The sequence below is a fragment of the Actinomyces sp. oral taxon 849 str. F0330 genome, from assembly GCF_000239715.1.
Lineage (GTDB): Bacteria > Actinomycetota > Actinomycetes > Actinomycetales > Actinomycetaceae > Actinomyces > Actinomyces johnsonii.
This window is the reverse complement of the sequence record NZ_JH470348.1, coordinates 338,971-360,688: the sequence shown is the minus strand read 5'-3', so window position 1 is coordinate 360,688 and position 21,718 is coordinate 338,971. Positions and strand designations below refer to the sequence as shown.

The following is a 21,718-nucleotide window of genomic DNA, read 5'->3' as shown; positions in this document are numbered from 1 at the left end:
TGGCAACATTGACCGTGCTTAGAGTGCCTATTGGGAGGTGTCGCGATGAGTAGGAAGACACCGGGGTTCATTCCTGACGGCGGTGTCATAGGGAGGCTTCCGTTCGACGGGCGGTGGCTGACCGAGGTCAGTCCCACGCGCCGCGTCCCGAGCCACGGGACCGACCTGTTTGGCACCACGTACGCGCTCGACTTCCTCGCCGTCGACGATGACGGTCGCACGGCTCCAGCGCGCAGCTTGCGCACGGTCTTTGCCACTGAACCGCCAGAGCTCTTCTACGCCTTCGGGCGCCCCCTGTACTCGCCCGTCGCAGGAACCGTGGTGTCTGTTCACGACGGCGAACCCGACCATGAGGCGCGCCGCTCGATACTGACGCTCGTCCCGTACGGGTTGAGTCAGTCCCGGAGGATTCGGCGGGGACTGACCGCGGTCCTTGGGAATCACGTCATCATCCAGGTTGCAGAATGCCCTTATTACGTTGGACTTGTGCACCTTCAGCGAGGCTCCGTTCAAGCGTCGCCTGGTGACCGGGTGAGTGCTGGCGATCAGATCGGCAGATGCGGGAACTCCGGGAACTCCACGCAGCCCCATCTCCACATTCAGGCGATGGACAGCCCTGATCCCTATGCCGCGAAAGGTATGCCGCTTCGTTTCGACGAGTTCCAGCAATACCGTCCGAGGCAAGGTGCCCCGTGGACGCTGCGTGAGCAGGCTTGCCCTGAGCAGGGCGCGGTCATCGCTCGACTTTGATATGACGCCATAGAATGACTCTCAGATCTGGCGTGACGATCCGTCGCGGGACTGCTGCGGCCTGGTGGCGACGAGAAGTAGGGGATGAGCCTATGGTGCGGTGCGCTGGATCTGATCGGGGGCGTACTTTTCCGGCGAGGACTGCGTTTTCCTGCAAACCTCTGAGATCCGGTGGCAGTCATTTGTAGGAGAAGTGCGTCCTGGACGGAAAACGCAGTTCCCACCCCGCCTCATCTGACCCCGAGGCCAGCATGGCTGCTCATCATCGCAGGCCCTCCTGAGGATGGCAGGCACCAAACGGTCCTTGTCACGCCGGATAGCGTTCCTCGAACCATGCCACCACTGTGTCAAGATGCGGGGGCTGGCCAAGGAAGTGCTGACCACCCTCGATCTGGACGAGCTCGACCCCGGGCGCGCCGACGAACCGGCTGAGGGCGTCCAGGGGGACCACTTCATCCTGGTCGCCGCGAATAATCCAACTGGGAATATCCAATCTCGCCGGATGCTTCTCGACGAAACGTAAGTAGGGCCACTCGAGCACCCCACGAGGCGTGTTGATCACGGTCTCTGCCTCCAGCTGCTCATCTGTCACCGAGCACTCGGCCATCATGTCCCGGATGTAGTACTCGAGGTCAAGAAGCGGCGACACCAGCCAAGCGCGCTCGAAGATCCCGGCAGGCGTGTCACACAAGGAGAAGTAGGCCCCAATACTGTTCGCGAGCAGACCGACCTCGGTCGACTGGCTGCGGGCCAGCTGCGCGAACGCCCGCACCTCGGGACTCGCCTCCATGGGGTTGAAGGCCTTATCGTCCTGACGATCACCGTGGATGGGCAGATCGAAGGTGATCAGCTGGTCGCCCCGCGATGCAATCACGTCGCCGCACTGCGCCATGACGGGATCGCGCTTGTTCGACAACCGGCCGTGCACGCCGATAACGGCCCGCCCACCGGGCCTTCCCCACCTCAAGGCGGGGATTCCGTCAAGGACAAGTTCCTCCGGCTCGGTGCCCATGAATCATCTCTCCTTCAGAGCCAGAATTCTGTGAACAGCAAAAGCAGTAGTGACTCCTATGAGGAAACCTTTATCTTAGGCACACCATGTCATAGTGCCGTGAATGATTGCCGCGATTGATGGACCAACGATCATGGCCGGCTCTCTGCGTCGGATACCGATACCGACGTCGACGATTTGGACCACCGTTGCAGCAATGAGGATCAGCCTGACGATAGTAACGTCTGAAGCTGCGACGAAAGGCACAACTGCGGTGACCATGCCAAAGGGAACCGCTCGAGCCGCATACATCTGAGCGAAGAACCTCTCCCCGGGGCTGACCTCTCGCGACTTACTCATGATCTGAGGTCGGAAGACGATCAGCAGCGACGACGTCATGCTGATAGTGGCAGCAATGGCGTTGAGGACCTGAAGCATAGCAATCACCGCCATGAGCCGTTTGAGACGATAGAAATGCGGAAAAGGCGTCAGCCGGGGAGCGCGCTGCCGTCGTCGCCCTCGCCCATGCGGATCCGCCAACGGCCTGATCCGGCGCCGGTCGCTGAGTCCGTGGGTACACGGACGATGCCCTCCTGGGCGATAGTCGACACGAGCCTGCCGGATGAATTGAAGACCTGGGCGCGCGCCATCCCGCGGCCGCCTTGTGAGGAGGGGGAATCCTGCACGTAGAGCAGCCAGTCGCCCATGTTGACGTCGCGGTGGAACCACTGGGCGTGATCGAGAGTCGCCAGACTCATGCCCTCGCTGCGCCAGGACAGCCCCTGGCTGCGCAGCACCGGTTCCAGCATGACCTGGTCGCACACGTAGGCCAGCAGAGCCCGGTGCACGGTCTGGGAGGTCTGCTCCGGGATACGGCTGCGCGAACGCATCCACAGGTGCTGGACGCCGGCTCGCTCCTTGGCAGGGCGCAGATAGAGGTTGCCCTCCACGTGCCTGAGGTCGAATGCCGCCGTTCGCCCCAGAAAGCGCGCCACCGGGTGATCGATGGTGCGGAAGATCTCCAGGGCGCTCGTCAGGTCCTCAGGCCGCGGCACTGAGGGAGCAGTGACGTGAATGTCAGCCCCCTCCTGTTCCTCCTGGAAGGAGGTGAGCATCGTGAGGATCGGTGCGCCCTCCTGAGACGCCGCGGTGCGTCTCTGAGAGAAGGAACGCCCGTCATGCAGCCGCTCGACGGCGAAACTGATCGTTTTGTCCGGCTGACCGCCCCGCATGAAGAAGGCGTGGACCGCGTGCGGTAGGCGCTCACCGTCTCCGTCGTCTTCGACCGTGGCGGCTGCGGCGAGCATGCCCTGGGCAACCACCTGGCCGCCATAAACCCGACCCGAGAGCTGGGGCAGAGAACCGCCGGTGAAGACGTCCCTCCCGTCTCCCGCCGCCAGGCCGAGGACTCGGGTCACCGAACCGAGGGGCTCCTCCGTGGCGGCGGGGACGGGATACGGGACCGTCACAGACCGAGCTCCTCCAGGATCGGCAGCTTGGCGCGCACGGCTGTGCGGGCGTCCTCGGCGGTGGCCGCGGCGATGGCGATCTTGGCCAGTTCCCGGCACTCGTCGAGGGTGACGGACTTCAGAACGGCGTCGACGTCGGGCAGGGCACGTGCCGTCATCGACAGCGAGGCGACACCCAGGCCCACCAGCACGGTTGCCAGTGCCGGGTCCGCAGCGGCCTCACCGCATACGCCCACCGGGCGGCCATTGGGGGAGGCTCCCTCGCATGCTGTGCCGATCAGACGAAGCACGGCCGGTTGCCAGGCCGTGGACAGGTCAGCCAGCGAGGACAGCAGGCGGTCGGCCGCCATGACGTACTGGGTGAGGTCGTTGGTGCCCACGGAGGCGAAGTCCGCATGCTCGAAGAGCTTGTCCGCCATGAGCGCGGCGGAGGGCACCTCGATCATCATTCCGGCCGTCTTCAAGCCGTAGGAGCGCGCCTTCTCCGTGAACGCCTTGGCCTCATCCGCTGTGGAGATCATCGGGGCCATGACCCACACCTTGGCCTCGGTAGCGGCCTCAGCCTTGGCCAGCGCCTCGAGCTGGTGCTCCAGCACCTCGGGGTCGCGGCGCGTGGTCCGGTAGGCGCGCACGCCGAGCGCCGGATTGGCCTCGGTGGCATCGGTCAGGAACGGCAGCGGCTTGTCAGCTCCGGCGTCGAGGGTGCGCACGACGACCTTCTTGCCGGGGAAGGCCTCCAGAACGCCCTGGTAGGCCTCCACCTGAGCCTCCACCGTGGGCTCCTCTGGCTGGTCGAGGAAGCAGAACTCGGTGCGGAACAGGCCGATTCCCATCGCGCCGGCCTCCGCAGCACTGCGGGCGCCGGCCGCATCGCCGACATTGGCCAGCAGCTGGACCTCGTGGCCGTCCTTGGTGGCGCCGTCGCCGTTGAAGACACGCACGCGCGAGGCCAGCTCGCGGGCCCGGCTCAGGGCATCCTCGGAGGGGTTGATGGTGATCGTTCCTTTGGTGCCGTCCACCAGGACGATGTCGCCCTCGGCCAGCGCATCGGTGACCTTCTCGCCGGTACCGACGATCGCCGGCATACCCAGGGCCCGCGCCAGGATGGCGGTGTGAGAGGTGGGCCCGCCCTCGGAGGTGATGAAGGCGATGACCTTCTCCGGATCCAGCAGCGCGGTGTCGGCTGGGGCCAGGTCGGCGGCCACGAGCACGAAGGGCTCGGGCAGACGGGGGATGCCCGGCATGGGGGACTCGGTCAAGACGGCGACGATACGGTCGCGCACGTCCTGCACGTCACGAGTGCGCTCAGCCATGTAGCCGCCCAGCGACTCCAGCATGGTGGCCAGTGTCCCCGCAGACTCCCACACGGCACGCTCGGGAACCAGGCGCTTCTCTCGCACCATGGCCTGCGCCGTCGAGGTCAGAGTGGGATCGGCCGCCATCTGCGCTGTGGTCTCAAGGAGCGTGCGGGCCTCGGCCTTGGCCTCGGCGGCGGACAGCTCCAGGCCCTTCTTGACCTGCTGAGCCGCCAGTGCGATGCGCTCGCACTCCTTCTCGATGTCACGGCTGGGCTCGAGTGTGGCGATCTCAGGTTCAGGAATAGGGGGTGCCATCCTGGCGACGGGGCCGGCCACAAGGCCAGGGCTCACACCGATGCCGGACAGGGTTGTGGAAGTGGTGTCGGACGCTGTCATGTGGTGCTCCTCATCGGAGACGAAAGGGGATCATCGCTCATTGTGCCCCGACTACGGCCTGAATGAGACGTTTCCGCCAGGGGAATAAAGTTTCCTCCAGTGCCGGTTCCAAGGCATCTATCGCGTTTCCATAAGGTTACGCGAGGGAGCATCGCTAGGGGAGGGGCGTCTGCCGGTGGAGCCGTTCTTCGTGCGGCAAAACCGTCTCATCCCCACCGCCGCCGCTTCGTCGTCTCGGTTCCGCGCCCTCGCCGCGAGTGGCGCGGAGGTGGGATAAAGTGATCGTGACCACGAAGAGCTTCAGCCGCCCGGCCGACCGCATGACAGACGGGAACTGCGTGAGGACGGGAACCGAGAAGGAGTAGCCATGAGCACTGCATCTGACATCGTCGCCGGTCTTGGCGGCCAGGAGAACATCACCGACCTCGAGCCGTGCATCACGCGTCTGCGCGTGGAGGTCGCCGACCAGGCGAAGGTTGACGAGGAGGCGCTGCGGGCGGCCGGTGCTTTCGGCGTGGTGCGCTCGGGTCGCGTCGTCCAGGTCGTCGTCGGTCCGACGGCGGATACCCTCGCCTCAGAGATCGCGTCCCTCTGACTGGGAGCCGCCCGCCGATGTCTTCTGGGTCGCCCGGTTCCGACATCCGCATGTCGGAACCGGGCGACCCACCATTGCCCGACGGCGTCGGGGCGGGGCCCGGGCAGCCGTCTCACCAGTCGTCCAATCGACTGTGCGGTCCTGGACACACGGGGCCGCCGCTCATCATCCGTGGCGGCGCGATCCCGGGGCGCGATGGTGAAACTGTTGCAGCAAAACGTCAGCTGACACGGTGCGGCAGGGTGCACAACTGTGAGCAGCTAGGGCACACTTAGACATTGCTAGTTCTCCTAGCGCCCGTGTCCCGCTCCAACCTACCAGTCCCCCTAGGGTTGACGGTGGAGCGCACAACATGCTCCACGGCACCCACCGCACATCTGCTCACGCAAGGCTGACCCACGCACATGAACGAGTTCAACGACGACCAGTTACCTGCTTCTGAGAGCCTCAAGCATCTTGCTGAGGCATATGGTGTCTCCACCGAGTACTGGGACTACCACGGCAACCTTGCCTCGCCTTCAAGCGCCACCCTCAAGGCCGTGCTCGCCGCACTCGGCGTGCGGGCGCGCACCGACGAGGAGATCGAACAGTCCTTGCGGGAGGTCGAGGACGCTCCCTGGCGTCAGACGCTCGCCCCCACAGTGGTCACACGCGGCGGCGTGGAGTCCACTGTCCCCGTCTACGTGCCCGACGGCGCCAAGGTACGGGTGCGGGTCGAACTCGAGGACGGCGAGGTCCGCGAGCTGACCCAGACCGAGGACTGGACCGTGCCCAGGGAGGTCGACGGGGTCAAGCGGGGGCGCGCCTCCTTCATCCTGGGGGCCGATCTGCCCCTGGGATGGCACCGAATCGTCGCCGAGGTCAGCCCCGGCTCCGCCGACCAGGCAGCGCTCCAGGGGGCGCACGCCGCCCCGCCGGCTGATGCCGATTCCGAAACGGTCACGGTGGCCTCGGCCCTAGCGGTGACTCCCAACCACCTTGATCTGCCCAAGGCGCTCGGAGACCGCGGTTGGGGAGTCATGACCCAGCTCTACTCGATCCGTTCGCGGGCCTCCTGGGGGACCGGTGACACCGATGACCTCACCGAGCTCGTCTCCTTCCTGGGAGACCAGGGGGCCGACTTCCTGCTCATCAATCCGCTGCACGCCGCCGAGCCCGTGGCGCCGATGACCCCCTCGCCCTACCTGCCCGTCACCCGGCGCTTCGTCAACCCGCTCTACATCCGGCCGGAGAACATCCCGGAGGTCGCCCGACTGTCCGGGCCCAAGCGCTCGCTGGTGCAATGGGCTTTCGAGGAGGTCAAGGACAGCGATCTGAGCGCTGAGCCTATCGATCGTGACGCGGTGTGGAAGGCCAAGCGCGAGGCGCTGGAGGTCATCTTCGCCGCTGGCCGCTCCTACTCCCGCCAGCGCGACTTCGAACGTTTCCGGGCTGAGCAGGGCGAGGGGCTCGAGCGCTTCGCCCTGTGGAGCGCGCTGGTGGAGAAGCACGGCCCCCTGGAGACGTGGCCCACCACCTTGCGTGAGGCGGACTCCGCCTACGTGGCCAACGAGGCCCATCTGTTGGCCGAGCGCATCGACTTCTTCGCCTGGCTGCAGTGGATCGTCGACGAGCAGTTGGCCCGCGCCCAGGCAGAGGCCCTGGCATCGGGAATGGCCCTGGGCGTCATGGACGACCTCGCCGTGGGAGTGCACTCCCAGGGAGCGGACGTGTGGTCCAACCCGGAAGCCTTCGCCTCCGGCGTCACCGTGGGCGCTCCGCCGGACATGTACAACCAGCAGGGGCAGAACTGGTCTCAGCCGCCGTGGAACCCCGAGTACCTGGCTCGCACCGCCTACGCCCCACTGCGAGACATGGCGCGGACGGTACTGCGTCACGCCGGCGCGCTGCGCGTGGACCACGTCATCGGCCTGTTCCGCCTGTGGTGGATTCCCGAGGGCATGGGGGCCGACCATGGCGCCTATGTGCGCTACGACCACGAGGCCATGCTCGGCGTCGTCCTCCTGGAGGCCCACCGGGCCGGTGCCGTCGTCATCGGCGAGGATCTGGGAACCGTGGAGCCCTGGGCCCGCGACTATCTGGCCAGTCGGGGTGTGCTGGGTACTAGTGTGCTGTGGTTCGAGAAGCAGCACGACGGCTGGCCCCTCCAGCCCCAGGACTACCGCCGCCTGGCCCTGTCCACGGTCAGCACCCACGATCTTCCCCCGACCGCCGGCTACCTCGCCGACGAGCACGTCGAGCTGCGCGAGAGGCTCGGACTACTCACCGAGCCGGTCGAGCAGGTGCGTACCGAAGCGCGCATCGAGCGCGACCGGATGACGGCCCGGCTGCGCGAGCACGGTCTGCTGGGGGATTCACCCACGGAGCGTCAGGTGGTTGAGGCCCTGCACCGCTACGTGGTGCGCACCCCCTCGGTCCTGGTCGGCATCGCACTGGTCGACGGAGTGGGGGAGCGGCGCGCCCAGAACCAGCCCGGCACCGACCAGGAGTACCCCAACTGGAGGATCCCCCTGGCCGACGGCGCAGGCGAGGTCGTCTTGGTCGACGACCTGCCCGGGAACACCCGGCTGGGAAGTCTCCTGTCCGCCGTGCGCGAGGAAATGACCTCACAGGACTGAACCGATCGCCTCGTACATCCTGGGGCTGATGACGCATCGCGGTGCCGGCCGTCATCCAGACGGCCGGCACCGCATCATCCGTTAATCTTCGGCCCCTGGCTCAGGTGCGTGCGCCGTTGGATCTCGCCTCCGCGAGGACGGGAGAGCCCGGGCGCGGAGATGCGCACTCGGCCTCAGGCCCAATCCATGAGCGTGTCGCCCGCTGCCACTTTGCGTCCGGGCCGGATGGGCCCCAGTGCGGACTCATCGCCCTCCAGGGCGATGACGGGAACGATCGGGTTGAGCCCATGCTCCTCGATGTGGGCGGGGGACCAGGTGATGACGGGCTGGCCTGCGTCGACCGCCTCGCCCTCACCGGCCAGGAGGGTGAAGCCCCTGCCCCTCAGACCCACGGTGTCCAGCCCCAGGTGGACCAGGACACTGCGCCCCTCATCGGTGGTGATGATGTAGGCGTGGGGGTGGATCTTGGCAATGGTCCCGCCGACCGGGGCCAGGGCCGTCACCTCCTCACCGCTAGTACGATCCGGGGCGACGGCCACTCCCGGGCCGACGATCCGGCCTGAAAACACAGGATCGGGAACGGAATCGAGGCCGACGACGACGCCGGCCACGGGGGACCGGACGGCCAGGCTCACCGCAGGTCCTCGATGTCCTCTGCGAGCGTGTCTGCGTTGGGTCCGACGACGACCTGAACGATCTCGCCGAGCTTGACGACCCCGTGCGCACCTGCGGCCCTCAGGGCAGGCTCATCGATCAGGGAGCCGTCCTCGAGTTCGCAGCGCAAGCGGGTGATGCAGGGTTCGATCTCGACGATGTTGTCAAATCCTCCGAGGGCGTCGACGATGCTCTGGGCTTGGGACATGGGTTCCTCCTGGGTGGGCCGGACGGGTGCCGGGATTGGGTGCGTAATAGTGCCGGGGCGGATCGTCGGGAAGTGGAGAAAGGGATGCGCTGTCGGGTGCGGCCCCTTCGCCGGTGCCGGACTAGTGGTCCATACCAGTAATCCATGTTACAGGCCGTCATGGACTTGTCCAGTGCCGATCGACGACTGTTTTTCAAGACGAGGGGCGGGAGGGGCGGAAGGCCGGTTTCGGGGCGGCCACCGGAACCCACAGGGTGTAGCGATCGGCGCGGAACAGGGTGCGCGAGTAATCGATGGCGCAGTGCTCGTGGAAGGTGCGCCGGGTGATGTCCAGCGTCGGGGCGTCCTCTGGGACCGACAGTAGCGCGGCCTCCTGGGCGGTGGCCGCGTGGGCCTCGATCATGTCCTCGCCCCATTCGGGCGCCAGACCGGCCCGGGCCAGCTCGGCGTAGACCGAGAAACTCGGGCTGGTGCGAAGCAGATCGGGAAGGAGCGCTGCGGGAATCCAGTTCTCCTCGATGGCCATGGGGATCGCGTTGGCGGTCAGCAGGCGACGCAGGTGGTGGACCTCGGCTTCCGCTTCCAGTTCAAGCGCCTCCGCCACGCTCTCGCCGGCGGGGACGGTCTCCGCCAGCAGCATGACGACTCCGGGCTCCATTCCACGACGTTGCATCTCCTGGGTGAAGGAGGTCAGCCGAACCTGCAGATCGAGCTTCGGGGGTGCGACGAACGTGCCCTTGCCCTGATGGCGCTCCAGGATGCCGTCGACGACGAGCGTGTCGATGGCCTGGCGTACGGTCATCCGGGAGACCTCGAACCGCTCGCACAGCTCACGCTCGGAGGGGACTGGGGAGCCGTTGGCGAGTCCGTTCCTGACTAGCTCCAGCAGGTGGTTGCGCACGATGACGTACTTCGCCGGTCTCTTGCCTGGGTTCTTGGGCATGGGGCTCCCCTGGTTGACAATGGGTGGAGGCGGTCGGAGAGGTGAACTGGTCGCGACCATTGTTTTCGCTCCGTCGCGTCCTTCATTATGGCTGAAGAGCGCTTTTAATGCTTGACATTGAAGGTTCCATAGGTTTTTCTGGTGGTACTGGACCAGACGTGCTCGGTGTCGATCCGTCTAGACCACCACCGTCATGGTGACTATCTCTGACGCGGCAGTGCTGCCGCTTGATTCCACTTTGGAGAACATCATGTCAGACAAGAAGAAGACGAGCGGTGCCTTCGCCCTCGCTCAACGGCTGGGGCGGTCGCTGATGCTGCCCATTGCCACCCTTCCGGCTGCGGGTCTGCTGGTGCGCCTAGGGCAGGCGGACATGCTGGGGGCCGACGGGCTCGCCCGGAACCTTTCCTGGCTCCAGCCAGTCGCAGACATCTTCGCCGCAGCCGGCGGGGCGGTCTTCGACAATCTGCCCCTCATCTTCGCCGTCGGCGTGGCCGTCGGCTTCGCCAAGAAGGCTGACGGCTCCACCGGGGTGGCCGGCCTGTTCGGCTACCTCATCTATCGAGCAGTGACCTGGATCATGTCCCCCATTGTCATGGGCAAGCCCGAGCCCCTCAGCCAGGAGGCCCTCGACTGCCTGCACAGCTTCGATCCGGCCAAGGGGGAGATCGTTCAGGTGGGACCCTGGAACCAGGGCATCAAGCTCTGCGACATCCCCACCCAGACGCCCATCAACTACGGGGTCCTCGGCGGCATCATCATCGGAGTCGTCGCTGCTCTGCTCTGGCAACGGTACTACCGGATCAAGCTGCCCGACTGGCTGGCCTTCTTCGGCGGGCGCCGGTTCGTCCCGATCGTCACCTCCGGCGCGGCGCTCATCATCGCCCTGGTCATGTCGGCGCTTTACCCCGCCTTCAACTGGCTCATCAACGACCAGCTCGGCGGCTGGCTCATCAACGCTGGAAACTCCAAGGGTGCCGCCGGCGCCCTGGCGGTCTTCGTCTTCGGCACCGTCAACCGCCTGCTCATCCCCTTCGGCCTGCACCACCTGCTCAACTCGGTGCCCTGGTTCCAACTCGGATCCTGCCAAACGGCCTCCGGAGGCACCGCCCACGGTGACCTCACCTGTTTCTTCCAAGGGGTGGACGGCTCGAACTCGTGGACCGGAAGCTTCATGACCGGTTTCTTCCCGATCATGATGTTCGCCCTGCCCGCCGCCGCGCTGGCCATCTGGCACACCGCCAAGCCTGCCAAGCGCAAGGCGACCGGCGCCCTCATGATCTCTGTGGCCCTGACCGCCTTCATCACCGGCATTACCGAGCCCCTCGAATACGCCTTCGCCTACGTGGCCTTCCCGATCTACGCCGTCCACGCGGTCCTGACCGGTTCGTCCCTGGCGGTCGCCAACCTCCTGGGCGCCAAGGACGGCTTCTCCTTCTCCGCCGGGGCGATCGACTACCTGCTCAACTTCGGCAAGTCCGCCGAGCTCTCCGGCGGCGTGGTCCGCGGACCACTCATGATCGTCATCATGGGCCTGGTCTACGCCGTTATCTACTACTTCCTCTTCCGGTTCCTCATCATCAGGTTCAACTTCAAGACTCCCGGCCGGGAGGATGATGACGTCGACGCCTTCGCCGCCGCCCAGGCAGCTGCCGCCAAGTCCTCGGGCAAGCGGGACGAGGATCCGCACCAGCGCTGACCGATCCGGCGATCAGCACAGAGGCGGCCGGGGCCGGGCACATGATGTGCCCGGCCCCGGCCAGTGCGTCTCCCGATCCCCGCCGGGCGGGACCCGGCGGGGTTACCGGCCGCTGATCTCAGCGGCCTGAGCCCTGGCCGTGCGCCAGGTGTCGTCGAGGTTTTCGCGCACGATCCGTCGCAGGGCCGCTGGTGCTTCGGCATGGGAGCTCAGCCACCCCTCCAGGGCGGAGGCCGGATCCGCCCCGTCCAGGCCAACCGTGACGCAGGACCACAGGCCCGTCAGCAGGTTCTCCGCCATGTGGAAAGTTCGCGAGGACCACACGGAGTCGATGACGTCCACGTACTCGGCCACGAAGGGCTCCAGCAGCTCGGGATGGCGCTCGACGTTGGCCAGGCCGCGCAGCACGCGCACCTGGGTCTCGTTGGGCATGGAGGCGTCATCGACGAGCGCCCTCCATGTAGTCTGCTTCGCCTCCGGCGTCGGGACGGCGGCGCGGGCCTCGGCGGCGCGCTCACGCCCCGTGGTCGTACGGTCCCGGTCCTCCTCGGTGCGGATCTGCTCCTCCCCAAAGCGGCCGGCAGCCACCAGTCCGGTCAGCAGGTCCCAGCGCAGGTCCTGGTCGACGTCGAGCCCGTCAAGAGCTGTGGTCCCCTCCAGAAGTCCGGTGATGGCGTCGAGCTGCTCGTCCGTCACCGCGTGGGCGGACAGAGCCCGCACCAGCTGGAGCTGCTTGTCGCTTCCGGCCGTGGCTGCTTGGGCCAGCTCCAGCAGCCGGTCGGCGGTCCCCGGGGCGAGATCGCGACGCACGGCCGGGGGCAGGAAACCGGACAAGCAGGTGGTGATCCGTCCTAGGAGCCCCTGGATGACCGAGGAGTGCTCCTCCACGCTCAGTGCCCGCAGCGCCGCCTTCAGGAAATGGGAAGCTGCGAGTTCGCCGTCGCGCACCATGTCCCAGGCCGACGCCAGGACGATCGAGCGCGGCAGGGATTCGGTGAAGGCCTCGATATGGGCGAGCCCCCGGGCAAGCGAGTCCTCGTCCAGGCGGACCTTGGCGTAGGTGAGGTCGTCGTCGTTGAGGACCAGGATGTCGGCCCGTCTGGTGCCGACCAGTTCGGGAACCGGCGTCAGCTCTCCATCGACGTCGAGCTCGATGCGGCCGGTGCGCTCCAGACGCGCCTCGGCGCCCTGGCCGGTCAGGCTGTAGGAACCGATCGCCACCCGGTGCGGGCGCAGGGAGGCGGGCGAATCGGCCGGGATCTCCTGGCGGATGGCTGCCTGGGTGATGATGCCGTCGGCGTTGGCGGTGACCTGGGTGCGCAGGGTCGTCGCCCCCGCCTCCTGGAGCCACAGCCGGGTCCATGCGCTCAGGTCGCGGCCCGAGACCGCCTCCAGCTCTCGGAGCAGGTCGCTCAGTTCGGCGTTGGCGTAGGCATGTGCCGCCAGGTAGCGCTGGATACCGGCGAAGAAGTTGTCCCTGCCCACGTATCCCACGAGCGCGGCCAGGACCGAGGCGCCCTTGGCGTAGGTGATGCCGTCGAAGTTGACCTCGACGTCGTGGAGGTCGTTGATCTCTGCGGCCACCGGATGGGTGGAGCTGAGCTGATCCTGGTTGTAGGCCCATCCCTTCTCCAGGGTCTGGAAGGTCGTCCAGGCCTGGTTCCATCGGGTGATCTCGGCGGTGGCCAGGGTGGAGGTGAACTCCGCGAAGGACTCGTTGAGCCACAGATCGTTCCACCAGGTCATGGTCACCATGTCTCCGAACCACATGTGGGCCAGCTCGTGCAGGATGGTCACGGCGCGCCGCTCGACGCGGGCCTCGACGGGTCGGGAGCGGAAGATGTAGTCGTCGCGGTGGGTGACGCAGCCGGCGTTCTCCATCGCCCCGGCATTGAACTCGGGCACGAAGATCTGGTCGTACTTGGTGAAGGCGTAGGGCGTTGCGAACAGCTCCTCGTAGTAGGCGAAGCCTCGTTTGGTCAGGTCCAGGATCTCCTCGGAGTCCATGTACTCGACCACGCTCTTGCGGCAGTAGACCCCCAGGGGCACGGAGCGCCCGTCGCTGGCCACGTACTCGTCTGTGGTGCCGACGTAGGGGCCTGCCACAATGGCCGTGACGTAGGAGCTCATCGGCTCGGTGGGGGCGAAGGCGAAGGTACGGGCCTCTCCCGAGCCGTCGGACGCCCTTGTCCGGGTCGGCTCGGGGGTGGGGGAGTTGGACAGCACCGTCCAGCTCGCCGGGGTGGTGACGGTGAAGGTGAAGGAGGCTTTGAGATCGGGCTGCTCGAAGACAGCGAAGACCCGTCGGGAGTCGGGCACCTCGAACTGGCTGTAGAGGTAGGTCTCGCCGTCGGCAGGATCGGTGAAGCGGTGCAGGCCCTCTCCGGTGTGCATGTAGGCGCAGTCGGCGTCGACGATCAGCTCGTTGTCCGTGGTCAGGTCCATCAGCGCGATCCGTGAGTCCTCGTAGACCTCGGTGGGGTCGAGGGCGCGCCCGTTGAGAGTGATGGAGCGGACGGTCGGCGCGATCAGGTCGATGAACGTGGAGGCTCCTGGCGTGGCCGTGAACCGTACGGTGGTGGTGGACCGGAAGAGCGTCTCACCGCGCGTGAGGTCGAGGACGACGTCGTAGCTCCGGGTATGCACCGTCGCGCTGCGTTTAGCGGCCTCGAGGCGAGTCAGGTTCTGACCAGGCATAAGAACTCCTGTCTGAAAGGGGTGTGTGGCTCATAGGCGCCGGGCGATTGTCTCACCTTCCGATTCAGGAGGGAGTGTTGGCAGTCCACGACGACGCCGGGGAGACGACGCAATGCGTGTCGTCTTCCCCGGCGTCGGAGGCAGTTCCGGTGGTGCAGGAAAGGTTGAGAAGAGTGATCAGGCCTTGTTACGACGGCGGAGGAACAGGACCGCCCCGCCGATCGCCACGAGCAGCGCGGCGATTCCGCCGAAGATCAGGCCGTTGGCACCGGTGTGTGCCAGGGACTTGCCGTTGTTGGTGTTCGTCTCACCGGCGGCCCTGGTGTTGGAGGAGGACTCCTTCGTACCCGAGCTCACGCTCTTGCTGCGGTTGGTCTGGTTGTTGACCTGCTGGTCGGTTGTGGTTTTGTCCTCGCCACCGCCGTTGGTCTGGGTCTCCCCGCCACCACCGTTGTTCTCGGTGGTCTCATGCTCGCTGGTGGAGCGCTCGGTGGTCTTGGAGGAGTCGCCGTTGGTCTGGGTCTCCCCGCCACCACCGTTGTTCTCGGTGGTCTCGTTCTCGCTGGTGGAGCGCTCCGAGTTCTTGATGGTGAAGGTATGGTTGGAAACCGTGGTGATGGTCTTGCTGGTGGCCGTCTCACCGTGGTGGGAGCCGGTCAGAACCAGCAGGTACTCACCGTCGGCAGCATCGGTGGGCGCGGGCAGGTTGCCCACCAGGTTGCCGTTGGCGTCGACCGTCAGCTCTCCAAGGGTGTAGCGAATGCTGGAGTCGCTCTTGTGCTTCAGGAGCACAGTCACCGTCTCACCGGCGTAGAACCCCTGGGCGTTGAAGGTGAAGGTCTGGGACTGTGTCTCCGTGCGGGCGGACACCTCGTAGGAGCCGGAGATGCGCGTGTCGTCGAAGAAGATCTGGGTCTGCTGCTGAGTGGTCGTCTGCACAGTCTCGGTCTTGCCGCCGTAGGTCATGCATCCGGCGCCGATGGTCCACCCATCGGTGGTGGTCGCGGTGGAGGAACCGATGGACTTGATCAGTGCGGCCAGGTCGAGATCGGTGGACCAGCTGCCGTCCGCGGCCGCCTCGGTCTTGACGATGTCGGAGACGGTGCCGTCCGGGGCGTACAGTGCGATGCCGACGGTGGCCTGCTGTCCAGTGCAGCCGGTCCCGGAGACGGTGAAGGAACTGTTGGTGCTGGCGGAGACGAAGGTCTTCTCCTGAGTGATCCTGAAGCTGCTGCTCGAGTGGCTCTCGCTGGAGCTGCTGGGGCTCGGGGCGTTCTCACTGGGGCTCGGGCTGCTGGAGCTGGTCGGGCTGCTCGTGCTGTTCCTGTTGGAGTCGTTGGCGAGAGCGGGGGAGGCAATGAGAGAGGCTCCGGTCATTGCGGCCACCGCGCTCGCTGCGGCCAGGGGACGTCCAAGACGCATGTGTCCTCCTAGGTCTACGGGGAACGAAAGCTGCCGGCGATCCGATTCTTCACCGGCTTGTTATCTACCGTAACGAGGAATGGGTCAAGGGCGTAGGTCTCAAATGTGATACCGATCACTTCGGAAGGTGTCGTCACTCACGTGAGAAAGGCGATGTATGTCAAAGGTGCGCGCGTAGCGTTGCGGTGATGCGGAACTCTTGCGGTGGTGGAGCGATCAGGAGCTTGCCGGGCGGCAGGTCTTGGGAGTGTACCCGTATTGGGCCAGCAGGTCTCGCGACTCCTGGTTGGGTGAGACGATGATGGACTCGTCTCGAGGCCCTGTTGGAAGATCGATGATCGTGGTGGAGCCGGCCTTCTTGGCCTTCGACACGCGACGTCCCAATGCGATCAGATCGCCGAGGCCGGTTCCCGAGTCGAGCGTGATGTTGCCGGCGACCGTGTGCGCCAGTTGATGGAGCGCCAGGGGATTGCCGGATTTCTGTCCGACGGCGGACAGGACAGCTTGCATCACCATGGTGGTGGACTCACTGCGGCGCTGGGCGCCGTCGGCCTCGCTCATGGCTACCCAGGTGCCGTCGCGCAGGATTTCCGGGTGACGGGAGCGGACGAGGGCAAGGGCGTCGATGCCCGAAAGCCGGCGGGTACCGGCGGAAGTGAGGTTCAGCCCGGTGTAGGCGTCCCGCACCGGCTCGGGAATGTCCACTTCAATACCGCCCAGGGAGTCGATGATGTCGGCGAACTGGGCCATGTCGATAGTGACGAGATGAGTGGTGGGGACTCCCAGCCCGGTGCACAGCGCGTTGACTGTGTTCTGCGGTCCGGGGATGTAGGTGGTGGCCAAACGGTCCAGCTCCATGCCCTTGCTGTTGACGGTCAGGTCCCGGGGCAGGTTGATGACCGTGAGCCCCGCCTCCGACGGGCGCATCAGGGCGATGACATCGGCGCGCGAGCCCTCCACGTCCTGAGTGGTCCCGTACCGGTTCTGATCTCCCGGCACGGTGGCGCGGGAATCCGTTCCCAGGATCAGCCAGGTCTCGCCCGCTGTCGGCGATGAGGTCGAGGGCATGGCGATGTCGACGCGCGTGGGGCGATGAACCAAGACGGCCACATCGGCTCCCAGGGCAATAGCGACTACAGCCACCGCGGAGGTCAATGCAACGGTGACTTTCCGGCGTTTCGACCAGTGCCGTGGTCCTCGACCCCGACGGGTCCGCTGATGGAGGTGGGAGACGGCGTCGGAGGTGTTGTCCTTGGACGTCGTTGGGGAGTTGTCGGTGCTCTCGTCGTCGGAGGTGGAGTCCATGGTCTCAGTGTCAGCCCCGGGGGAAGGTTCATGGCGTCGTGCGCGGTCGCCTGCCTGCCGCGCACCGTCTACGGGTGGTGAAAGCTCGTCGGGGAGACGACGCGCGGCGGCGCCGTCTCCCCGACGGGAAATGTTCCCAGTCATCCTGGGAAGATGCTGTCAGGCCTTGCGGCGACGCACGACCAGGACGCCACCACCGATGGCCACGAGGGCCGCGGCGATGCCGCCGAAGAGAAGACCGTTGGCACCGGTCTTGGCCAGCGGCTTGTTAGAGGTGGAAGCGGCCTGGGTGGCACCGGTGTTGGCCGGGGCCTTCGCGCTGTTGCCGCCGTTGCTGGGGGTCGTGGGGTCGCCGGTGGCGTTGCTGTTACCGTTACCGCCAATGCCGTTGTCGGCGGCCTCGCCGAGGTCGAAGGCCCCGTTCTTGACGGTGATGACCCTCTTGCTGGTGGCGGCCTCGCCGTAGCGGGCGCCCTCGAGGGTCAGCAGGTACTGACCGTCGGCAACACCGGTGGGAGCCGGCAGGGTGCCATGCACCTTGCCCGTGGCGTCGGCGGTGACCTTACCGATGTTGTAGGTGATGCTGGGGTCGTCTTTGCCGACAAGTGAAACGGTGACCTCCTCATTGGGGGAGAATCCGGTGGCGTCAACTGTGAAGGTCTGGGCGCCGTTCGGGTCGGTGCTGATCTCGAAGGTGCCGTCGACGTCGGTGTCGTCGAAGGCGATGGCCTTCTGGTCCTGGCCCTGCTGCTGGCCGCCGTAGGTGACGCATCCGGCGCCGATGGACCAGCCGTCGGCCGTGCCATCCGTCTTGGCCTCAACGCCGGTCGACTTGACCAGCTCGGGAATGTTCAGCGTGGTGGACCAGTTGCCCTCAGCGGTGGGCTCCGTGCTCACGACGGTGGAGATGGTGCCGTCAGGGGCGTACAGGGCGATGCCAACAGCCGCGTCCTTGCCGGTGCAGCCGGTTCCGGCGACCGAGAAGGCAGTATCAGAGGGGTTGACGATGTTCTGCTGGTCGTCAGCGAACTTGATAGTGCCGTCGGCCAAGGCGGGGGAGGCAGCAAGGGAGGCGCCAATCGCTGCGGCCATTACGCTCGCGGCGGCAAGGGGGCGTCCGAGACGCATGAGTACTCCTAGGTGTACGGGGAAAACAGGTGGCAACCGGTGAGCCGGGGTATCACCGCGTTATATTCCACCCTAGCGTTGAATGAGAAGAGGATCCATCGTTATCTGTGAACGAAGTGTCCGCTTCGGCGTAGAACGCCGTGATCCCTCTCACGGAGTCGATGAATCGAGAGGGCCGTCTACCAGATGGACACCCGCTCGTCCGGTGCCAGCCACAGGGCGTCGTCGGGCTGGACCTCGAAGGCGCGGTAGAAGGCCTCGACGTTGCGCACGATTCCGTTGCAGCGGAACTCTGCCGGCGAGTGCGGGTCCACGGTCAGCAGCAGTTCGGCGTAGTCCGGACGGTTCTTGGAGCGCCAGATTCTCGCCCAGGAGTAGAAGAAGCGTTGCAGGCCGGTCAGTCCGTCGACGACGGGGGCCTCATCGACCGAGCCGATACCTGCGTCGGCCAGCGCCAGGGCGTAGGCCTTGAGGGCGATTCCCAGGCCGCCCAGGTCGCCGATGTTCTCTCCAATGGTCAGGGCGCCGTTGACGTGCGGAATCTCCCCCTCCGCTGTGCCCGCGGCCTTGTGCTTGGCGGTAACGACCTCGGGAGTGTAGGCGTCGTACTGGCTGATGAGCGCACTGGTGCGCTCGGTGAAGGCCTCCCGGTCCTCCCGGGTCCACCAGTCGCTGACCTTCCCCGTGCCGTCGAAGGTGGATCCCTGGTCGTCGAAGCCGTGGCCGATCTCGTGGCCGATGACGGCGCCGATGCCCGCGTAGTTCACGGCGTCGTCCGCCTGCGGGTCGAAGAAGGGCGGTTGAAGGATCGCGGCGGGGAAGACGATCTCGTTCATCGTGGGGTTGTAATAGGCGTTAACCGTCTGCGGCGTCATGTGCCACTCGTCCCGGTCCACCGGCTTGGTCAGCTTGTCCAGCGAGTAGGCCATGTCGGCCCGTTCCACACTGCGCACCGAGGTCAAGACGTCCCCGGGGGTGATCTCGACGGCGGAGTAGTCGCGCCAGCGCACCGGATAGCCGATCTTGGGGGTGAACAGCGCCAGCTTGTCCAGGGCACGCGCCCGCGTGGCCGGGCTCATCCACTCCAGAGAGGAGATGGACTGGCGGTAGGCCTCGATGAGCCGGCCGACCAGTTTCTCCATCGCCGACTTGTGCGACGGTGGGAAGTGGCGTTCCACGTAGATCTCTCCCAGTGCCTCGCCCAAGCAGGACTCCACCAGGGCGACGCCGCGCTTCCAACGGGCCCTCAGCTCGTCGGTTCCCTGGAGCGTGCGGCCGTAGAAGTCGAAGTTCTCCTCCACGAAGGCGCCTGAGAGCAGGGTCGCCCGTCCGTGAACGACGTGCCATGCCGCCCAGGCCTTGAGGTCCTCCAGGTCGGTTTCCTGCCAGATTCTGGCCGCGTGGGGCAGATAATCGGGCTGAGTGACGATGGCCTCATCGAGGAAGGTGGTCTGCTCGATTCCGGCGGATCGGGCTGCCGACCGAATCCCCTCGCGCCATTCCCTCCAGGGCAGGGTCGGCGCCGAGTCCACGATCTCCTGCCAGGACATCGGGTTGTTCATCTTCTCCACGTCGCGGCAGGCGACCCGGTCCCAGTGGCCCTTGGCCAGATCGGTCTCCACGGCCATGACCCGCTCGGCGAGGTCCTCACCGGAGGAGCCGAAGGCGTCCACGAGGTCCGCCAGCTGAAGCATTCTGGCCACGTGCGCCACATAGGCCCGGCGCAGCGGCGCCTGAGCCTCCTCGCGGTAGTAGGACTCATCCGGCAGGCCCAACCCCGATTGGCCGACCCAGCTCGTGTAACGCTCCGGATCGTTGATATCGACCTCGACGTCGGCGCCGACGACGCCCATGAACCCGATCGGCATCATCCCGCCGAGCACCCGGGCCAGCTCCTCCTTGGAGGCAGCGGCCAGCACCGGCGCCAGCTCACCGGCTAACGGCCCGGCCCCGAGCGCCTCGAGGTGCTCATCGTCCATGAAAGCCGCGTAGAGGGCGCCGACACGGCCCCGGTTTGTGGCCAGCGCCTGGGAGGCCTCCTCGGGGGAGGCGGCGGAGAAGCCCTCGGCGAGCTCCTCGACGATCTGACGGCAGGCCGCCTCGGCCTCGTCCCGCAGCACGGTGAAGGCACCGCTGCCGGGACGGTCGGCCGGGATCTCGGCCGTGGCCAGCCATCCGCCGTTGACGAAGCGGAACAGGTCGTCCTGGGGGCGGATCGAGGAATCGGTGGCGGCCGTCTCCAGGACGCCGGCCAGAACCTCGCCGGCGGGGCCATTCGGTTGCCCGGTGGATGGGGATGATGAGTCGGAGTAGGGGGAAGGGCCGGTCTGGATCGGAGAGGCGTCAGTCATAACCAACACGCTAACCCGGACCGGTCTTTTCCGGCGTCTTGACGACGCTCATGCCCTCATGGTGCGTACCGCTGTTCGCGTGAGGCACAATTCAGCCCATGCGCATCCACATCGCCTCCGACCACGCCGGCTTCGACCTCAAGAGCGCCGTGATCGGGCATCTGCGGGAGGCGGGCCATGACGTCATCGACCACGGTGCCCACTCCTATAACCCAGATGATGACTACCCCGCCTTCTGCCTGGCCTGCGGAGAGGCCGTGGTGGCCGACGCCGGAAGTCTCGGCATCGTCCTCGGCGGAAGCGGCAACGGGGAGCAGATCGCTGCCAACAAGGTCGACGGGGTGCGCGCCGCTCTGGCCTGGTCGATCGAGACCGCCCAACTGGCCCGCCAGCACAACAACGCCAACGTCGTCGCCCTGGGCGGACGTATGCACGACCTGTCAGCGGGCCTGGCGATCATCGACGCCTTCCTCGCCGAGCCCTTCAGCGGAGATGAGCGCCACGTGCGCCGTATCGCGCAGCTCGCTGACTATGAGATGCGCATCCACGACGGAGCCGTCCCCGCCGGAGGCCCCTCCGGCGCACCCACCATCACCCCCGCCGGGGCCTGATCGGAGCGCCGCATGCCGGAGGGCCACACCATCCACCGGCTCGCCGCTGCCCTGAACGAGCTCTACGGCGGACAGAACCTGCACGCCTCCTCCCCGCAGGGACGCTTCGCTGACGGGGCGAGCCGCCTGGACGGCCAGGTGCTCCTGGGCGGTCAGGCCCACGGCAAGCATCTCTTCCTCCCGTTCGGGCCCCGCCCCGACATGCTCCTCGACGACGCCTCCGTCACCTGGCTGCGAATTCACCTCGGCCTGTACGGCTCGTGGACCTTCGACGGCGACCGCGAGTTCACTGCGCCCCATGCCATCGGCGCCCCCCGCAGACGTGTCGGCGAGCGCGGCGAGCACGCTCTCAAGGGTGGGGGAGGCTCCGCTCTGGCCGGGCTCAAGGGCGGATCCGTTGGCGTCGATCCTGGTGAGGACACCGAGGGAACGGGCGCCGACAGTCGCGGCTGCCCGGCTCCCGAAGACTGGGAGCCGCCCGAGCCGCGTGGCGCGGTGCGGTTGCGGCTCCTCGGGCGCCACGGTGTGGCCGACCTGACGGGACCGGCCGCTTGCGAGCTGCTGGATGCCGAGGGCGTGGCCG

Annotated in this window: 18 protein-coding genes; 6 read left to right on the top strand and 12 right to left on the bottom strand. The window is 66.5% G+C overall.

The window, feature by feature from the left end:
- Positions 1 to 45: 45 nt before the first annotated feature.
- On the top strand, positions 46 to 750 hold the full coding sequence (locus HMPREF0975_RS01490) for a M23 family metallopeptidase (RefSeq protein ID WP_009232329.1): 705 nt from the start codon (positions 46 to 48) through the stop codon (positions 748 to 750).
- A 307-nt stretch (positions 751 to 1,057) separates the two neighbouring features.
- Here the strand turns inward: HMPREF0975_RS01490 and HMPREF0975_RS01485 are convergent, their stop codons facing one another.
- From HMPREF0975_RS01485 to ptsP, 4 genes are all read right to left on the bottom strand, one after another.
- Positions 1,058 to 1,762: an alpha/beta hydrolase gene (locus HMPREF0975_RS01485; RefSeq protein ID WP_009232328.1), complete on the bottom strand. Its 705-nt coding sequence runs from the start codon at positions 1,760 to 1,762 to the stop codon at positions 1,058 to 1,060.
- 75 nt (positions 1,763 to 1,837) lie between these two features.
- A complete protein-coding gene (locus HMPREF0975_RS01480) occupies positions 1,838 to 2,194 on the bottom strand; it encodes a hypothetical protein (RefSeq protein WP_009232327.1) in 357 nt (118 codons plus the stop codon).
- A gap of 35 nt (positions 2,195 to 2,229) precedes the next feature.
- Positions 2,230 to 3,210: an acyl-CoA thioesterase gene (locus HMPREF0975_RS01475; RefSeq protein ID WP_009232326.1), complete on the bottom strand. Its 981-nt coding sequence runs from the start codon at positions 3,208 to 3,210 to the stop codon at positions 2,230 to 2,232.
- Positions 3,207 to 4,904: a phosphoenolpyruvate--protein phosphotransferase gene (gene ptsP / locus HMPREF0975_RS01470; protein ID WP_009232325.1), complete on the bottom strand. Its 1,698-nt coding sequence runs from the start codon at positions 4,902 to 4,904 to the stop codon at positions 3,207 to 3,209. Before ptsP ends, HMPREF0975_RS01475 begins: the two co-directional genes overlap by 4 nt.
- 367 nt (positions 4,905 to 5,271) lie before the next feature.
- Between ptsP and HMPREF0975_RS01465 the strand changes: the two genes are divergently transcribed.
- Positions 5,272 to 5,499, top strand: a complete 228-nt coding sequence (locus HMPREF0975_RS01465) for a glucose PTS transporter subunit EIIB (RefSeq protein ID WP_009232324.1) — start codon at positions 5,272 to 5,274, stop codon at positions 5,497 to 5,499.
- Positions 5,500 to 5,903: 404 nt separating this feature from the next.
- Entirely contained in the window at positions 5,904 to 8,117 is a 2,214-nt protein-coding gene (gene malQ / locus HMPREF0975_RS01460) for a 4-alpha-glucanotransferase (RefSeq protein WP_009232323.1), read from the top strand.
- 173 nt (positions 8,118 to 8,290) lie between these two features.
- On the opposite strand, the gene HMPREF0975_RS01455 is transcribed toward malQ, so the two are convergent.
- The 3 genes from HMPREF0975_RS01455 to HMPREF0975_RS01445 all read right to left on the bottom strand — a co-directional run bounded on the left by HMPREF0975_RS01455 (position 8,291) and on the right by HMPREF0975_RS01445 (position 9,922).
- Positions 8,291 to 8,752, bottom strand: coding sequence for a PTS sugar transporter subunit IIA (locus HMPREF0975_RS01455; protein ID WP_009232322.1), 462 nt, complete (start codon positions 8,750 to 8,752; stop codon positions 8,291 to 8,293).
- Positions 8,749 to 8,979 (bottom strand): glucose PTS transporter subunit EIIB, encoded by a 231-nt coding sequence (locus HMPREF0975_RS01450; protein WP_009232321.1) that lies wholly within the window; start codon positions 8,977 to 8,979, stop codon positions 8,749 to 8,751. The genes HMPREF0975_RS01455 and HMPREF0975_RS01450 overlap by 4 nt, the downstream gene beginning before the upstream one ends.
- Before the next feature lie 193 nt (positions 8,980 to 9,172).
- The gene (locus HMPREF0975_RS01445) at positions 9,173 to 9,922 is read right to left on the bottom strand and encodes a GntR family transcriptional regulator (RefSeq protein WP_009232320.1); all 750 of its coding nucleotides are present in this window, start codon (positions 9,920 to 9,922) and stop codon (positions 9,173 to 9,175) included.
- Between the two features lie 250 nt (positions 9,923 to 10,172).
- Here HMPREF0975_RS01445 and HMPREF0975_RS01440 point away from each other — a divergent pair, with 250 nt between their 5' ends.
- Entirely contained in the window at positions 10,173 to 11,621 is a 1,449-nt protein-coding gene (locus HMPREF0975_RS01440; RefSeq protein ID WP_034471905.1) for a PTS transporter subunit EIIC, read from the top strand.
- A 102-nt stretch (positions 11,622 to 11,723) separates the two neighbouring features.
- Here HMPREF0975_RS01440 and pepN read toward each other — a convergent pair whose 3' ends face one another.
- The 5 genes from pepN to HMPREF0975_RS01415 form a co-directional block, all read right to left on the bottom strand.
- Entirely contained in the window at positions 11,724 to 14,318 is a 2,595-nt protein-coding gene (pepN, locus tag HMPREF0975_RS01435) for an aminopeptidase N (protein ID WP_009232318.1), read from the bottom strand.
- A 177-nt stretch (positions 14,319 to 14,495) separates the two neighbouring features.
- Positions 14,496 to 15,740: an LPXTG cell wall anchor domain-containing protein gene (locus tag HMPREF0975_RS01430; protein ID WP_009232317.1), complete on the bottom strand. Its 1,245-nt coding sequence runs from the start codon at positions 15,738 to 15,740 to the stop codon at positions 14,496 to 14,498.
- A gap of 216 nt (positions 15,741 to 15,956) precedes the next feature.
- The gene (locus HMPREF0975_RS01425) at positions 15,957 to 17,045 is read right to left on the bottom strand and encodes an LCP family protein (protein ID WP_009232316.1); all 1,089 of its coding nucleotides are present in this window, start codon (positions 17,043 to 17,045) and stop codon (positions 15,957 to 15,959) included.
- Positions 17,046 to 17,204: 159 nt separating this feature from the next.
- The gene (locus HMPREF0975_RS01420; protein WP_009232315.1) at positions 17,205 to 18,173 is read right to left on the bottom strand and encodes an LPXTG cell wall anchor domain-containing protein; all 969 of its coding nucleotides are present in this window, start codon (positions 18,171 to 18,173) and stop codon (positions 17,205 to 17,207) included.
- A gap of 179 nt (positions 18,174 to 18,352) precedes the next feature.
- Positions 18,353 to 20,524 (bottom strand): M13 family metallopeptidase, encoded by a 2,172-nt coding sequence (locus HMPREF0975_RS01415; RefSeq protein ID WP_009232314.1) that lies wholly within the window; start codon positions 20,522 to 20,524, stop codon positions 18,353 to 18,355.
- A 98-nt stretch (positions 20,525 to 20,622) separates the two neighbouring features.
- On the opposite strand from HMPREF0975_RS01415, the gene HMPREF0975_RS01410 reads away from it, so the two are divergent.
- Together HMPREF0975_RS01410 and HMPREF0975_RS01405 are read left to right on the top strand one after the other, a co-directional pair.
- Positions 20,623 to 21,135 (top strand): ribose-5-phosphate isomerase, encoded by a 513-nt coding sequence (locus tag HMPREF0975_RS01410; RefSeq protein ID WP_009232313.1) that lies wholly within the window; start codon positions 20,623 to 20,625, stop codon positions 21,133 to 21,135.
- Positions 21,136 to 21,147: 12 nt separating this feature from the next.
- Positions 21,148 to 21,718: DNA-formamidopyrimidine glycosylase family protein (locus HMPREF0975_RS01405; protein WP_009232312.1), on the top strand; the 571-nt coding region annotated here is incomplete at its 3' end.

Coding starts and splice junctions, on each gene's coding strand:
- HMPREF0975_RS01490 (WP_009232329.1), top strand. CDS start 46: ATGAGTAGGAAGACACCGGGGTTCATTCCTGACGGCGGTGTCATAGGG.
- HMPREF0975_RS01485 (WP_009232328.1), bottom strand. CDS start 1,762: ATGGGCACCGAGCCGGAGGAACTTGTCCTTGACGGAATCCCCGCCTTG.
- HMPREF0975_RS01480 (WP_009232327.1), bottom strand. CDS start 2,194: ATGGCGGTGATTGCTATGCTTCAGGTCCTCAACGCCATTGCTGCCACT.
- ptsP (WP_009232325.1), bottom strand. CDS start 4,904: ATGACAGCGTCCGACACCACTTCCACAACCCTGTCCGGCATCGGTGTG.
- HMPREF0975_RS01465 (WP_009232324.1), top strand. CDS start 5,272: ATGAGCACTGCATCTGACATCGTCGCCGGTCTTGGCGGCCAGGAGAAC.
- malQ (WP_009232323.1), top strand. CDS start 5,904: ATGAACGAGTTCAACGACGACCAGTTACCTGCTTCTGAGAGCCTCAAG.
- HMPREF0975_RS01450 (WP_009232321.1), bottom strand. CDS start 8,979: ATGTCCCAAGCCCAGAGCATCGTCGACGCCCTCGGAGGATTTGACAAC.
- HMPREF0975_RS01445 (WP_009232320.1), bottom strand. CDS start 9,922: ATGCCCAAGAACCCAGGCAAGAGACCGGCGAAGTACGTCATCGTGCGC.
- HMPREF0975_RS01440 (WP_034471905.1), top strand. CDS start 10,173: ATGTCAGACAAGAAGAAGACGAGCGGTGCCTTCGCCCTCGCTCAACGG.
- pepN (WP_009232318.1), bottom strand. CDS start 14,318: ATGCCTGGTCAGAACCTGACTCGCCTCGAGGCCGCTAAACGCAGCGCG.
- HMPREF0975_RS01430 (WP_009232317.1), bottom strand. CDS start 15,740: ATGCGTCTTGGACGTCCCCTGGCCGCAGCGAGCGCGGTGGCCGCAATG.
- HMPREF0975_RS01425 (WP_009232316.1), bottom strand. CDS start 17,045: ATGGACTCCACCTCCGACGACGAGAGCACCGACAACTCCCCAACGACG.
- HMPREF0975_RS01420 (WP_009232315.1), bottom strand. CDS start 18,173: ATGCGTCTCGGACGCCCCCTTGCCGCCGCGAGCGTAATGGCCGCAGCG.
- HMPREF0975_RS01415 (WP_009232314.1), bottom strand. CDS start 20,524: ATGACTGACGCCTCTCCGATCCAGACCGGCCCTTCCCCCTACTCCGAC.
- HMPREF0975_RS01410 (WP_009232313.1), top strand. CDS start 20,623: ATGCGCATCCACATCGCCTCCGACCACGCCGGCTTCGACCTCAAGAGC.